Source organism: Stenotrophomonas sp. GW821-FHT01H02A (assembly GCF_059422145.1).
Map to the genome: position 1 here is coordinate 1 of NZ_JBWKWI010000009.1, position 13,958 is coordinate 13,958.

The window sequence follows — 13,958 nt, forward strand, 5'->3', positions numbered from 1 at the left end:
TTTCATCAGTGGAGAGAACTGCAGCATGACGTGACGCATGTCATGGGCATCGACGTACTCTTCGACCACGTAGAGGTTCTCCCAGTCCCAGAACGTATCGAGCACCGCTGGCGCAATACCCAAGGGACTCAGGATGTTCAGGTTCTCCATCTCGCGCTTGAGACGGGTAGTCGCATCCCCGCCGTTCTCGTAGAGCTCGACATGAGGACGCGCCTCCTTGATGACCACCTGTCGGCCGGTAGCGCGCTCGATCGAGAGATAGACACCGCCCGTGTTGGAGAAGCCCAGCGCGCTTTCAACGAGATAGCGTCCCTCATTGAGTGATCGGTCGCCGATTCCATCCTCATCACTCGGGAACGGATCCTGAGCCCACGGCGGACTCTCGAAGTATGGGTTCCGGCGATCAGGCATGTGCTCTCCCGATGGCCCCACCAGCATCGGTATCCGCTTACCCATGATGTCCAGGTGGCTCACCTGGATGATGCCGCCATAGCGGTAGTACAGGCAGCGGCTGTCCTTGTAGCGTCTGTCGGACAGAATGTAGGAGCCGGTCCGGGTGCCAAGCGCCTGGTAAAGCGCCTCGATCACCTGGATGAACTCGCCTTCCGTGTGCGGATAGACGGTGATGAACTTCCCGGACCCACCCCGGGGCCATCGCTTGGATGTCATCATCCTCATCGTCCGGCAATCGTTCGCGAACTTGAACGGGACATCCTGCTCAAGCAACAGCGCCGCAGCGTCGGCCAGCATGGCGCGGCAGTTGTCCTCGATCGCCGACAGATGAATCTTCCACCCTTGGATGGGAAGAGAACCCACCTGAGCATCGCCCCCAGGCATCACGTGCGACCAGACACCCTTCTGGCGAATTTCCCAACCACGCCCATGCGCTGCCAGTAGTGGTCGCACGATAGCGGCGAGCTCATCGCTGGGCGTGTAATGGTCGTAATCCGGCTCATAGAAGCGATCATCGCTATTGATGAAAGTGATCTTGTCTACGTGCCGACGTTCCCGCAGTGTCGGATTTTCAGATGCCATGGCGCGCTCCTTGAATGGGCTCGGCGCTTGGCCCGTGTCTTGAGCCAAGCGGTGTCCAACACTGTTGCGGGAAGGACATCGGGGCAGCGGTCCCCTCTCCGGCTGGATGCGCCGGCTAGCGATCCTGAGATGCACGTCGCAGGCAGGATGCCGGGGTGAGAGCTCCCCCTCTCACCTTGCCCACCGTGGGGCAGCGCCGCCGGCTGGGAAGCCGATCACTGAGGGTCTGAATCGTGGGTGCGTTCCACACCCACGACATTCGCATCGATTGCAGGCTGCGGTTTACTGAATGTTTCCGCCACAGCAGGTGTGCGTCGAGCTACCCGAGCTGTTTCCCAGCGTGCCGACATTCGTGTCCAGGGCAAGGCGCTGCAGATTGAGTACGCGATTCATGAGAGACCTCCTTATTGGAAAACGAAGAATCCGATCTGACTTGATTGTCTGTCGAATCAGTCGGTGACACTGCGCACTGGCATTTCAGTTGCGCAGATAAGTGGGCAATACGAAACAGCAGCAACCGTAGTAGGCCCTGTAGCGCCGCACACAGCCGGTTGCAGTTGAGTCTCTTGCCGATGAACATCCGCGAAGGGGCGAAGGTGTTGACGGATATTCAACGCCTTTCGTAGCCACGGCAGTAGCCGGTCTCCTCCGCGTGGTGCAGTAGGAAATGCCCCTACAACGACGTCCATGTCGATCCCATCAACGCATAGGGCGCGCGCCTCGGTTATCCGGCAGAATGCCTACGTATCCAGGTGAGGGATCCACCCCCATGCGCATCCACCAGATCGACCTTCCCGTCTCCGATGTCGCCGCCACCGTGGCGTACTTCCGCGATGAACTTCAGCTGCCGGTCGAGGGCTCGGCCGTGCGCATCGGCTGGAGCACCCTGAAGCTGCAAGCCGCAGGATCGAACCCGGTCGGCGGCGTGCACCTGGCGTTCAACGTGCCGGCGAATCGCTTCGAAGCGGCCACCGACTGGCTCAAGGCACGGGCCACCCTGCAGCGCGATCTGAAGGGCCATGACCACTTCACCTTCGATGGCCGCTGGGATTCGGAATCGATCTATTTCACCGGGCCGGACGGTCTGATCCTGGAGTTGATCGCGCGGCGGCGCTTGCCTGCGGGCGAGCGCCAGGGCGGGTTCCATGGCAGCGAGATGACCTGCATCAGCGAGGTCGGCCTGCCCGCTGAGCACGTGGGCGAGGTGCAGGCAAAGGCCCAGGCGGCCTTCGGGCTGGAGCCCTTGTCACAGCCCACGCCACACTTCGCAGCGCTCGGCGATGACGAAGGCCTGTTGATCGTGGTCGATGCCACGCGCCGCTGGTTCCCCGAGCAGAAGGTGCTGCCGAATGCGCGCGGCATCCGCGTGGTGCTGCATGACGTGGTGCCGGGCGCGGTGGTCGACGACGCAGCACCGGGCTGGCACCTGCGCTCGGCCTGAGCAGGTCCGGACGAACGAAGCCCCGCCGGAGCGGGGCTTCAGTTCACGCAACAGCCGGCTGGGCTCACTCTTCCTCGTCCTGCTGGCCGCCCTGCTGCTGGTTCTGATTGCGCTGCTGCTGTTCCTGCTGCTGTTGCTGCTGCTGGCCGCGACCGCGTTCCTGCTGCTCACCGCGCTGATTCGGGTTCTGCTGGTTCTGCTGAGCCATCTCGATTCTCCGGTTGCCGCAAACGGAATGTCGCGGTCCGGGCCATCCTCTGCAGCGCGAGGTTAACGACGTGTGGGGGTTTGTATACGAATTCGTCAACGTCTCCACGCCCACGTTTTCTGCACGTGCAGACCCCATGTCGCAGTAGGCGTTGGCCCGCATATGAACGGTTCGAATTCCCTTATGCCACTCCCTACCGAACCCCTCGTCGTGCGACTGAACAGGGCATCCCTGGACCAGCTTCTGCAGATGACGCGCAGATGACGATCACGGCATCACCGGCGGCACGTAGGTCAACGTCATGCCCAGCAGCCACAGCAGGCCGAGCACCAACGGGATGTGCACCAGCAGCTGGATGAAGGTGAAGCCGACGATGTCGCGCGCTTTCAGGCCGAGCACGCCCAGCAGCGGCAGCATCCAGAACGGGTTGATCAGGTTCGGCAGTGCCTCGGCGGCGTTGTAGACCTGCACTGCCCAGCCCAGGTGGGCCTTCAGTTCGTTGGCGGCCTGCATGACGTAAGGCGCTTCGATGATCCACTTGCCACCACCGGAGGGCACGAAGAAGCCGAGCACCGCCGAGTACACGCCCATCACCAGCGCGAAGGTGTCGGTGGTGGCGATGTGCACGAACAGCGTGGACAGGCGATGGGCGAGCGTCTCATCGCCACTGCCGGTGGCGTGGGTGAGGATCATCGCGATACCGCCGTACAGCGGGAACTGGATCAGCACGCCGGTGGTGCTCGGCACTGCCTTGGCGACCGCGTTGAGGAAGCTGCGCGGGCGCCAGTGCAGCAGCAGGCCGAGCGAGATGAACAGGAAGTTGTAGGTGTTGAGGTTGGCGATGGCGGTGACCACCGGCTTGCTGGCGAACTCGCCGAACAGCCAGCCGAACGCGAGCAGCGAGAGCAGCACGGTCAGCAGCGGGCTGTACTCCAGCCACTCGCCGGGGCGGGTGCGCGGCTGCAGCGGCTCGGCCTCGGCGCGGGCGGCGCCCTCGAAATCCTTGGCGGTGCGTGCGGAGGCGGCGCCGGGGGCGGTCAGCCAGGCGATCAGCAGCGAGACCAGGATCAGCGCGGCGGTCAGCGCGATCGACTGCCACAGGAAGATGGTTTCGGTGAAGGGCAGCACGCCGGTGATCTCGACCAGGCCGGGCGGCATGCTGGCCGGGTTGGCCTGCAGCTGGGCGGCCGAGGAGCTCAGCCCCATCGCCCAGACCGCGCCAAGACCGAGGTACGCCGAGGCACCGGCGGCGCGGTAGTCCATGTGGAGTGCTTCGCAGCGGGCCAGCGCGCGCACCAGCAGGCCGCCGAACACCAGCGAGAAGCCCCAGCTGAGCAGCGAGGCGAGCATGCTGATCAGCCCGACATAGACCACCGCCCCACGACCGGTCCTGGGGACGCGGGCCAGCAGATCGATGAAACGCGCGACGATCGGCGCGGTGGCCACCGCGTAGCCGCCGATGACCACGAAGGCCATCTGCATGGTGAACGGGATCAGGCTCCAGAAGCCCTCGCCGAACGCCGTCGCGGTGGCCTGCGGGGTGGCACCGAGGCCCATCGCGGCGGCAGCGACGATGACCACGCCAAGCACCGCGAACACGTAGGCATCGGGGAACCACTTTTCCGCCCAGGCGGCCGAGCGCAGTGCCGCGCGCGCCATCCAGCCGTCCTGCACCACCGTCGACGTGTTCATTGCCCCGCCCTCCCCGATCATTCGATGGGAGCGATTCTGGGCGCTGGCCACGGCGCTGTCAGTCGCCTAATGGTCGTAGTGCGCGTTATCGGTAGCACCCGACCGTTGGTCGGGTGACCCCTCAGCGCACCGCCAGCGACACCGCGATGCCGGCGAACAGCGCCGCACCGACCCAATTGTTGTGCAGGAAGGCCTTGAAGCACGGGTCACGCTCGCGCTTGCGGGCGATCCAGAACTCGTAGGCGATCAGCCCGGCGGCCACGCCGACGCCCAGGCCGTAATAGAACCCCAGCCCGGCGCGCAGGCCGACCAGCGCCATCGTGCCCAGGAACAGCGCGTAGAGGATGCCCTGGATGACCAGGTCCAGATCCCCGAACAGGATCGCGGTGGAGTGCGAGCCCATCTTCAGGTCGTCATCGCGGTCGACCATGGCGTACCAGGTGTCATACGCGGTGGACCACAGGATGTTGGCGCCGTACAGCAGCCAGCCGATCACCGGCACTTCGCCCTGGACCGCGGCGAAGGCCATCGGGATGCCCCAGCCGAAGGCCATGCCGAGGTAGACCTGCGGCAGGTGGGTGTAGCGCTTCAGGTAGGGATAGCTGGCGGCCAGGATCACGCCGATGAAGCTCATGCCGATGGTGAGCCAGTTCAGGGTCAGCACCAGGGCAAAGGCGACGATCATCAGCCCCGCGAACAGGGCCAGCGCCTCGCGGCCGGAGACGGCACCGCTGGCCAGCGGGCGGTCCTTGGTGCGTTTGACGTGCGGGTCCAGCCAGCGGTCGGCGTAATCGTTGATCACGCAGCCGGCCGAGCGGGTCAGCCAGACGCCGGCGGTGAACACGAACAGCGTCCACAGCGGCGGCAGCCCGCCGGAGGCCAGCCACAGCGCCCACCAGGTGGGCCAGAGCAGCAGCAGGGTGCCGATCGGGCGGTCGGCGCGCATCAGTTTCCAGTAGTGCCGCCAGCGCGGCGGGGGAGCCGCCTCGGGCGCTTCAAAACGTTCGTAAGCCATCGGTAAAGGATACCGCCTGGGCTGGCCGGGCGCGCCGTCGGCCGGCGCATCGATGCAGGGGGCAGACCTGCGCGGCGTTTACGGATAGAATGCTCCTCCCGCGCCGCCTTGGCGGTCCGTGGCCCCATCAGGCGGCCCGGCGGGATGCAGGACACAACGCGCTCGTAGCTCAGCCGGATAGAGTAGTGGCTTCCGAAGCCATTGGTCGGGGGTTCGAATCCCTCCGGGCGCACCATCCTTGCCACTGTTCCCCGTGTTCATTGCTCTGCCTGCGCTGACCGCGCCCAGGCTGGGCCGCGCCATCAGCTGGCCGACCGGGTCAATGCGCGCACGGGATGGCCGGTACGCATCGGTACCGGCCATGCGACGTCAGTCCTGCTCAGTACGTCCCATCAAACGCAAAGATCGGCTTGCGCTGCCTCCACAGCCCGGCGGTGAAATCCGGGAACTCCAGCGTCTGGAAGCTGTTGGCGATCGACTGCTCGGACAGCGGCGTGATCGCACTCCAGGTGACCGCATCGTAGATATCGATCGGCATCGGTGCCTTGGCCTTGAGCGCCTCCACGAAGGCATGGATGACGAACCAGTCCATGCCACCGTGGCCGGCGCTGGCCGCGGTATCGGCGTGCTGCTTCCACAACGGGTGCTCGTACTGATCCTGGTAGGTCTGGAAGGCTTCCCACTTGTGCGGCGGGCTGCGGCCTTCGATATGGATGGACTGGTTCACATCCATCCACAGGCCCTTGGTGCCCTGCACGCGGAAGCCCATCGAGTAAGGGCGCGGCAGCGAGGTGTCGTGCTGCAGCAGGATGGTCTCGCCGTTCTCGCAGGCCAGCGTGGTGGTGACGATGTCGCCGAGCTTGAAGGCCACCTTGGTGCTGGGGTGGGTGGTGCCACCGCTCTTGGCCACGGTGTACTCGTGCAGCCCGCGCGCCTTGCTGGCGAATGCGTTGATGTGGGTGAAGCGGTTGCCACGGTTGATGCCGGTGTACATCGCACAGGGACCGATGCCGTGGCTCGGGTACAGCTCGCCGTTGCGCTTCACCGAATGCTCGGTGCGCCAGCGCGCCTCGGACCAGCCCTTCGGGCCGAACTCGACGCCGCTGTCATAAGGCTGGTTGGGATCACCGGAGTTGAACTTCACGCCGCGCAGGTCGTGCTGGTAGCCGCCCTGCAGATGCACCAGTTCACCGAACAGGCCCTGGCGCACCATCTGCAGCGCGGCCATCACATCGCGGCGATAGCAGACATTCTCCAGCAGCATGTAAGGCGTACCGGTCGCCAGTTGGGTCTTGAGCACATCCCAGTGATCCTGCAGGGTGATGCCGGCGACGACCTCGCAGCCCACCGCGACCTTGGCCTGCATGGCCGCGATCGCCATCGGCGCGTGGTATTCCCACGGGGTGGCGATGATCACGCCGTCCAGGCCACGCTGCTCGATCAGCCGCTTCCAGGCATTGACGTCGCCGTCCTGCCCGTACGCCTTGGGCGCCGGCTTGCCGGCCTTGGCCACCATGTCCATGCCGCGCTTGAGCATGATCGGTTCGATGTCGCACAGCGCGACCACCTCCACGTCGTCGCGGCGGACCAGTTCCTTCAGCAATACCTGGCCGCGCATGCCGGTACCGATCAGGCCCAGCCGCACCTTGCGCGCGCGGGCCCAGGCGGGCGTGTTCGGCAGCAGGCTGCTGGCGGCGACGGCCGCGCTGGCGACGATGAATTCTCTGCGTTTCATGGACGTACCTCGTTTGAAGATCGCGTCGGCCGGGACCGGCGCGAGGGAAGCATCAGAACTTGTAGCCGACGGTCAGACTGTAGCCGCGACCGAAGATGGTGGCGTAATCGCTGGAATCGCCCAGGAAGCTGTTCGGGTCATAGAACGGCAGGCGGTCGAACAGGTTCTTGATGGTGAAGCCGACGTTCCAGTGCTCGTCCGGACGCCAGCCCACGCTCAGGTTGGCGGTCCACCACGACGGCGCGCCATCGCACTTGCTCTTTTCCACCGGCAGGTAGCCGGCGGTGCAGGTCTGCGGGTTGTTGTCTTCCTCATCGATCTGCTCCAGCGCCCACTTGGTGCCGCCCACGTAGTTGACGAAGAAGCTGGTGGTGACCTGCTTGTAGCTCCAGTCCGCGTTCAACGTGGCACGCAGGCGGGGGTTGTTGTAGTAGCCGACCAGGTCGCCGTAGTACCAACCGCTTTCGTCATCCAGGTAGGAGCGGTTGCGGTTGGCGATGGTGGCGGCCACGCCGATGTTGAGGTTGCCCCACTCACCGAGCGAGAAGCGGCTGCGCGCGTCGATGTCGAAGCCGTCGATCAGGGTCTTGCCGCGGTTCTTGTACTGACCCACCACGCTGGCCACGTTGCCGACGCTGTAGCCAGGCAGCGTGCCGGGGCACGCAACGCCGCTGGCCGGGTCAGCGCACATCGCCGCCAGCGCAGCCAGGTTGGCGCGGTCGCTGTCGGTGATCGGCGAGCGGGTGGAGGAGATGATGTCTTCGTCGCGGGTGAAATCCGGGGCGACGATTTCGTTGCTGCGATAGATGAACCAGTAGTCAGCCGATACCGAGAGCCACTGGGCCGGCTCGTAGACGAAGCCGAGGGTGGTGATCTTGGCCTTCTCCGGCTTCAGGTCCGGGTTCGGCTGGGTCATGCGCGCCACGGTGCGGCTGCAATCGGTGTTGAGCAGGTTCTTGCCAAGGTCGACATCGCCACCGCGCTGCGACGACAGCAGCAGGTTGGCGATCGCGTTGGTCTCGTTGCAGCGCACCTCATCGCGGTAGCCGCCCAACTGGGCGAACACACCGCCGTTGCCGGACTCGGCCAGGCTGGGCGCGCGGAAGCCGGTGGAGTACGTACCGCGCAGCATCAGCTGGTCGAACATCTGGTACTTCAGGCCGATCTTCGGCGCGAGGTTGGCGCTGAAGTCCGGGTATTTGTCCACGCGCAGCGCGGCGTCCAGTTCCAGCTTCTCGGTGAGCGGCGCCACCGTCTCGGCGAACAGTGCATAGGTGTTGCGCTTGCCGTCGAACCACGAGCCGCCCTGCTGGGTGATCAGGCCGTTGGCCGCGTCCGGGTTGCCGGGGGTGTAGAAGGTTTCGCGGCTGGCGTTGAAGCCGAATGCCGCACGCACGTCGCCAGCGGGCATCTGGAACAGCGGTCCTTCGATCTTGCCATCCAGGGTATGCAGGCGCGTCCAGGACTGGATGTCGAAGGTCGGGAACGCTTCACGGATCAGGGCAGCGTTGGCCTCGCTGATCTCGCCGAACTTGTAGGCCGGATGGTCGGAGATGATCACCCGCCCGGTGCCCGGATCGATGGAGTACGGACCGAAGGCCTTTTCAAAGCCGGCCAGGTTCACGTTGGTGGTCTGGTAGGTAACCGAGTGGCTGCCGGCGGTGGCGAAGGCGGTTTCCCAGTTCCAGTCGCCGATATCACCGCGCAGGCCGGCTACCACGCGGTAGCTCTGGTCGGTGTTGCGCTGGCCGAAGTGGTTGGCGCCCACGTCCTGCAGCAGGTACTGCAGGCCGACCACGCCGCCCATCAGCGCCTTCAGTTCGGGCGAGGCATGGTTGTACTCGTTGTTCGGACCCAGGTACGGATACAGGAACTGGTTGACGGTGGTGCCGGTGTTGCGCGAGAACCAGCTGGTCGGGTTGCCGGTGGTGGTGCCGTACGCGCGCGGGGTGCCTCCGTTGGCGGTCAGGTCGATGTCGGTGTAGGTGGCTTCGGCGAAGGCCTCGGTGCTGTCGCCGATCAGGAAATGCGCGTTGACGTAGGCGGTGTTGCGCTCGGACTTGGCGCCGGCATCGATCTCGTTGTTCATCCACGTCTCCCAGATGCAGCGCGGGCCGGCCGCTTCACTGGTGAGCACGTTGTTGCAGCCCGGGGCGGCTTCCTGCACGCGGGCACCGGTGACGGGATCGAAGGCGAAGTAGCTGCCCGGATTGAACTCGCCCGGCTTGCTGCCGGTGCCCAGGCGCAGGTTGGGCAGGTAGTTGGGGTTGTTGACGTAGTACTGGCTGGGCCGCTTGTCGTAGAAATCGCTCAGCGGAATCGCGTCGCGCCGGTACAGGTTGACCGAGGCGTAGACGTTGTAGCGGTCTTCATCCAGATCGCCGAAGCCGGCGGTGATGCTGCCCTGGTGCTCGCCGTAAGAGCTGATCCGCGAGGACTTGTCAGTGGTGAGGTTGATCTCCGCGCCCTGGTAGGAGCGCTTGGTGATCACGTTGATCACGCCGGCCACCGCGTCGGTGCCGTACACGGCCGAGGCGCCATCGGTCAGCACTTCCATGCGTTCGATCGCCGCGGCGGGGATCGCATCGATGTTGACGAACTGGGTCTGGAAGCCGGCCGGGGCACCGTAGTACGACAGGCGGCGGCCGTTCAACAGCACCAGCGTACCCTGCGCGCCGAGCCCACGCAGGTTGGCCTGCGAGGCACCGTCCGAGCCGGTGAACAGCGAACGCGAATCCTGCTGGCCCGGCCGCGCGGCGGGGAGGTTGTCGAGCACCTGGAGCAGGGTGCGTGCCCCCATATTCTCGATGTCCTGCTTGCTGATCACCTGCACCGGCGAAGCGGTCTCCACATCGCTGCGGCGGATGTTGGAGCCGGTCACCTGGATGCGTGACAGTTCGGTGGCCTTGGCGTCGGGCGGGGTGTCCTGCGCGCTGGCCGTACCGGCCACGGCGAGGGCCAGGCCCAGCGCGATGGACAAGGGGGTGGCGGGGATGCAGCGATGGCGATGGCGTTCGGTCAACATCTTTGGCTCCTTGTTCGATCCGCAGCGTGGGGCTGGCGGTGGATGGGGTTTTTCGGGCAAACGTCCCCCGTGCCGCGGCCGGAGGGCCGCAGACGGGAAACGGGAGAGAGCGGTCGTTCGAAAGGCGGTTCGGTTACGGCGACACGATGCTGGCGGTATCGCCCTCCTGTCCGATCAGGGCGGCATTGGCCCAGTTGCCACAGACCTGCGCGGGGTGCTCGCCCTGCGCCCCGAGCGTGCGCAGGCTCAGCCGCTGCAGGCCGCGCACGTCCAGCTCCGGTTTCACGACGCCAGGTGCTTTGACCAGGCCGCTGTCGTACAGCAGCCGACCGTCGCCCCAGACCTGGAACTGCATGCCGCCGGCGGTGCGGCATTGATCATCGATGCCCAGATCGGCGCGCAGCAGGCGCCAGCTGCCATCCAGCTGCAGGTCGACCCGGCTGCTGCCATTGACGCCCAGGCCGCGGCGGAAGTGCAGGCCGTTCATGCGCATTTCGGCCTGGCCACCGAAGGCGTGGTCGGTGGCGACGCTGGCCTTCAATGGCGCCGGCAGCGGCAGCGCGGACAGATACAGCTGCTGCGCCGGGCCGTCCGGCTGCGGATGCTCCAGCACATGGAAAGTGGACAGCACGATCGGGCCGACATCGCGCGGCTGCAACGCATCGACCGCACGTGCCACGCTGCCCTGCGCAGCGGTGACCATTGGATCGGAACCGCTGGCGCCATCACCGTCCGGATTCTGCGTGCTCAGCACGCGGAAGCGCAGCAGGCGGCCGGCATGGGCGGGGAAATCGATCTGCTGCATGCCCTGCTGCAGGGTCAGGCGACCGCGCTTGATCGGCTCACCCCACTCGCCGTTGCTGTCGGCCATGTAGATTTCGTAGTCGCGGATCTGGCCGCTCTTCCAGTGCTGGTCGTTGCGCGGTGCCAGTGCGATGCCGTCGATCAGCTTGCGTTCGCCGAAGCCAAGCACCCATTCGTGCGCGCCGGTCTTGACCGCCTGGTTGCGCACGGTGCGGAACCACGTGGCCGGATCGTCGTCGAAGGCCTTCTCCATCTCGTAGCCCTGCTCCTCTGCCGGCCGGTTGACCACCAGCAAGCTGTCCGACGGCAGCGCGCGGCCCAGTTCCGGTGCGGCCGGGAAGGCATCGTCGGCGGGCGCGGCGGCGACCGGCAGCTCCAGCTGCAGCGTGAGCGCCTGGCGGATGTCGGTCGGCGCGGTACGCACGTGCAGGGTGCCGCGGCGTTCGGCCGCGTCGAAGTACCAGCCTTCCCTGGCACCCTGCCACGCCGCCTGGTCGGCCAGCATCGGCAGCATGCGACCCTCCAGCGTCACCGCGGCGGGGCGCTGGCGGCTGAGCACGCGCAGCGCATAGCGGCGCTGCGGCAGCTGGCCGGCGTACTGGCCCTGTACCGGATCGATGCGGACCTGCACCGGGCCGCTGCCCTGCGCCGGTGCCTGCACCGTGATCGCCTGCGTGCTGGACTCGCCCTTCTCATAGCGGCGGGTGGCGCCATCGTCTTCGTACAGGGTGTACTGCGAGGTGCCCTGCGGGTACAGATCGAAGGTCACTTCGTCGAGCGGCTTCTCGCCGTCATAGAGCATCGCCGGGTACATCGGGATGATCGCGCCGGCGCGCACGAACACCGGGATCGTGGCCAAATCGACCGCGCGGTCCAGCGAACGGCCCGCGGCACCGGCCTGCAGCTGGCGACCATCCCAGTAGTCGATCCAGCGCCCCTGCGGCAGGTGGATGTCGCGGCGCCAGCCACGGCTCGCGGCCTGGCTGCGGTACACCGGGGCGATCAGCAGCTCACGGCCGAGCAGGAACTGGTACTTGTGCGCTTCGGTGTAGGCCTGCGGGTCCTGCGGGTAATCCCACATCAACGCGCGCAGCAGCGGTGCACCGGTGGTCGCGGCATCGTGCGCCAGCCCGTACATGTACGGCGTCATGCGCATTTTCAGTTTCAGGTAGTCGCGGTTGACGCTGCGGTAGGGCTCATCGAACCACCACGGATGCTTGCGCGCATTGCCCGACCAACCCGACATGCCCATCAGCACCGGGGTGAAGCTCTTCCATTGCAGGTCGCGGGTGAACGTCTCGGCGCTGCCGCCGAAGATCGCATCCACGTCGCCACTGGCGTAGGCCATGCCGGACAGGCCGGAGCCGATCAGGGTCGGGATGTGCCAGCGGATGTAATCCCAGCTGCTGCTCTGGTCGCCGGTCCAGGCCACCGCATAGCGCTGGATGCCGCCCCAACCCATCACCGTCCACAGGAACGGACGCGAGTCGGAGTTGTTCATGATGCCGTTGAAGGCGGACTGGTTGGCATCCATCGCGAACTGGTAGCCCTTGCCGGTCCAGGCCACGTCCAGCTTCTGCACGCGGCTGCCGGCGGTGCCGACTTCCCAGGCGATCTTGTCGACGCCGTTTTCCGTCCACAGCCCGGTCTTGAAGCCGTATTTCGCCAGCCCCTGCACGGTCTCGGGCAGCTTTCGGTAGCCGCAGCCGTAACCGTCGTTGGGCAGGATCCAGCCGCCGGGCATGTCGTGCTCGCGGTACTGCCGGGCCACGCTGTCGACCACATCCGGCGTCGTGCCGGTCGGGCCGTCGCTCCAGCCGTCAGGCACGCTGCCGGGCTTCTTGATGTTGTCACCATCGTTGTAGCAGTCGGCGTCGCCGTAGGAGAACGCCCAACGCGGCAGCAGGCCGGCCCGGCCGGTCAGCGTGGTGTAGCGGTCCAGCAGCGCATGCAGGCTCGGCCCGACGAAGTAGTACGCATCGAAGCGGTCCTCACGGTGCAGCAGCGTGGCCTGGTCGGCCTGGCGCAGATCGTAGGTGCCGTCGCTCCACGTGTTGCGCAGCATGCCCCAGCCTCGCGAGCTCAGCAGCATCGGCGCCGGGTTGGGACGGTCGCCTTCTTCCCAGCCACCGGAGTACGACACCTCCAGCTCACGCCCCTTGAACTCGAAGCGACCATTCTGCTGGCCGCCCCCGTAGAAGTGTTCATCGCTCTCGCTGGAGAGCACCTGCATGCTCTGGTCCTTGTCCAGGTCCAGCGGCTGCAGTTCGCGCCACAGCGCGACATCGCGGTCGCCGTCGCGGCGAGCCAGCGACAGGCGCAGCGGCTGGCGCTGGATGTGCAGGACCAGTGCATCGGTGCGGATGCGCACCTCGTTGGCATCTTCTTCCAGTTGAACGGCGACCGTCGCGGTCGGCTGCGGCAACACGATCGGCGCGGCCTTGTCGCCGGCGCCGGTCAGGGTGCCGTTGCGGCCGGCCCGGATGCGCAGGACGTCAGCGCGCAGCAGATCCACGCGTACGGTGGCACCGGTATCGGTGCTGAGCGTCCAGCCAGCGGTGCCGTCTTTGTCGGGGGCCGCAGTGACCGCGCGCAGGTTGCCCACCGGCGCGGCGCTGGCGGTGCTGCCCAGGGCCACTGCGGCGAGCAGTGCGATCGTCAGACCAGTGCGTCGTAACCGGAAATCCACCTTGCCCCCAAGCCCGCGGTCGGCGGGAAACTGAAACCAGTGCGGCCGACTCTAGGGCAGGGTCTCGAAAGATGTCAACAAATTGCAAAGAAAAAGGAAGGATATTTTACCGTAAACGAAAGATGCGGCAGTGCGACACTTTCCAAACGTCACCTGAATACGCATTTGTTGCGGCCTGAAACCTTGGTGCAGCGCGGCATCCGTGCCAGCGCCCAGCCGAAGAAGCGCAGCTCAGCGTGGAAAACTGTGACCGATCCATCTTTTCTTTATCTTTCGATATTTGACATTTCGAAAGAAAACGCAGAAGGTGCGGT

9 protein-coding genes and 1 tRNA gene are annotated in these 13,958 nt (G+C 65.8%); 2 read left to right on the forward strand and 8 right to left on the reverse strand.

What is annotated here, in order from left to right:
• Positions 1–1,035 (reverse strand): class III lanthionine synthetase LanKC N-terminal domain-containing protein (locus AC07WC_RS13995; protein WP_495210531.1); only part of this gene is annotated, 1,035 nt, incomplete at its 3' end.
• A gap of 282 nt (positions 1,036–1,317) precedes the next feature.
• On the reverse strand, positions 1,318–1,428 hold the full coding sequence (locus AC07WC_RS14000) for a class III lanthipeptide (RefSeq protein ID WP_495210532.1): 111 nt from the start codon (positions 1,426–1,428) through the stop codon (positions 1,318–1,320).
• 376 nt (positions 1,429–1,804) lie between these two features.
• On the opposite strand from AC07WC_RS14000, the gene AC07WC_RS14005 reads away from it, so the two are divergent.
• Positions 1,805–2,476, forward strand: a complete 672-nt coding sequence (locus tag AC07WC_RS14005; protein WP_495210533.1) for a VOC family protein — start codon at positions 1,805–1,807, stop codon at positions 2,474–2,476.
• A gap of 64 nt (positions 2,477–2,540) precedes the next feature.
• Here AC07WC_RS14005 and AC07WC_RS14010 read toward each other — a convergent pair whose 3' ends face one another.
• From AC07WC_RS14010 to ubiA, 3 genes are all read right to left on the reverse strand, one after another.
• Entirely contained in the window at positions 2,541–2,684 is a 144-nt protein-coding gene (locus AC07WC_RS14010) for a hypothetical protein (protein ID WP_495210534.1), read from the reverse strand.
• Between the two features lie 267 nt (positions 2,685–2,951).
• Positions 2,952–4,343 (reverse strand): short-chain fatty acid transporter, encoded by a 1,392-nt coding sequence (locus AC07WC_RS14015; protein ID WP_495210675.1) that lies wholly within the window; start codon positions 4,341–4,343, stop codon positions 2,952–2,954.
• Between the two features lie 154 nt (positions 4,344–4,497).
• A complete protein-coding gene (gene ubiA, locus AC07WC_RS14020; RefSeq protein ID WP_495210535.1) occupies positions 4,498–5,391 on the reverse strand; it encodes a 4-hydroxybenzoate octaprenyltransferase in 894 nt (297 codons plus the stop codon).
• 158 nt (positions 5,392–5,549) lie between these two features.
• On the opposite strand from ubiA, the gene AC07WC_RS14025 reads away from it, so the two are divergent.
• Positions 5,550–5,626, forward strand: a tRNA-Arg gene (locus AC07WC_RS14025).
• 144 nt (positions 5,627–5,770) lie between these two features.
• On the opposite strand, the gene AC07WC_RS14030 is transcribed toward AC07WC_RS14025, so the two are convergent.
• The 3 genes from AC07WC_RS14030 to AC07WC_RS14040 form a co-directional block, all read right to left on the reverse strand.
• Positions 5,771–7,126 (reverse strand): Gfo/Idh/MocA family protein, encoded by a 1,356-nt coding sequence (locus tag AC07WC_RS14030; protein ID WP_495210536.1) that lies wholly within the window; start codon positions 7,124–7,126, stop codon positions 5,771–5,773.
• Positions 7,127–7,178: 52 nt separating this feature from the next.
• Entirely contained in the window at positions 7,179–10,151 is a 2,973-nt protein-coding gene (locus AC07WC_RS14035) for a TonB-dependent receptor plug domain-containing protein (RefSeq protein ID WP_495210537.1), read from the reverse strand.
• A gap of 133 nt (positions 10,152–10,284) precedes the next feature.
• On the reverse strand, positions 10,285–13,644 hold the full coding sequence (locus AC07WC_RS14040; RefSeq protein WP_495210538.1) for a TIM-barrel domain-containing protein: 3,360 nt from the start codon (positions 13,642–13,644) through the stop codon (positions 10,285–10,287).
• Between the last annotated feature and the right edge of the window lie 314 nt (positions 13,645–13,958).

Coding starts and splice junctions, on each gene's coding strand:
- AC07WC_RS14000 (WP_495210532.1), bottom strand. CDS start 1,428: ATGAATCGCGTACTCAATCTGCAGCGCCTTGCCCTGGACACGAATGTC.
- AC07WC_RS14005 (WP_495210533.1), top strand. CDS start 1,805: ATGCGCATCCACCAGATCGACCTTCCCGTCTCCGATGTCGCCGCCACC.
- AC07WC_RS14010 (WP_495210534.1), bottom strand. CDS start 2,684: ATGGCTCAGCAGAACCAGCAGAACCCGAATCAGCGCGGTGAGCAGCAG.
- AC07WC_RS14015 (WP_495210675.1), bottom strand. CDS start 4,343: ATGGCGCGCGCGGCACTGCGCTCGGCCGCCTGGGCGGAAAAGTGGTTC.
- ubiA (WP_495210535.1), bottom strand. CDS start 5,391: ATGGCTTACGAACGTTTTGAAGCGCCCGAGGCGGCTCCCCCGCCGCGC.
- AC07WC_RS14030 (WP_495210536.1), bottom strand. CDS start 7,126: ATGAAACGCAGAGAATTCATCGTCGCCAGCGCGGCCGTCGCCGCCAGC.
- AC07WC_RS14035 (WP_495210537.1), bottom strand. CDS start 10,151: ATGTTGACCGAACGCCATCGCCATCGCTGCATCCCCGCCACCCCCTTG.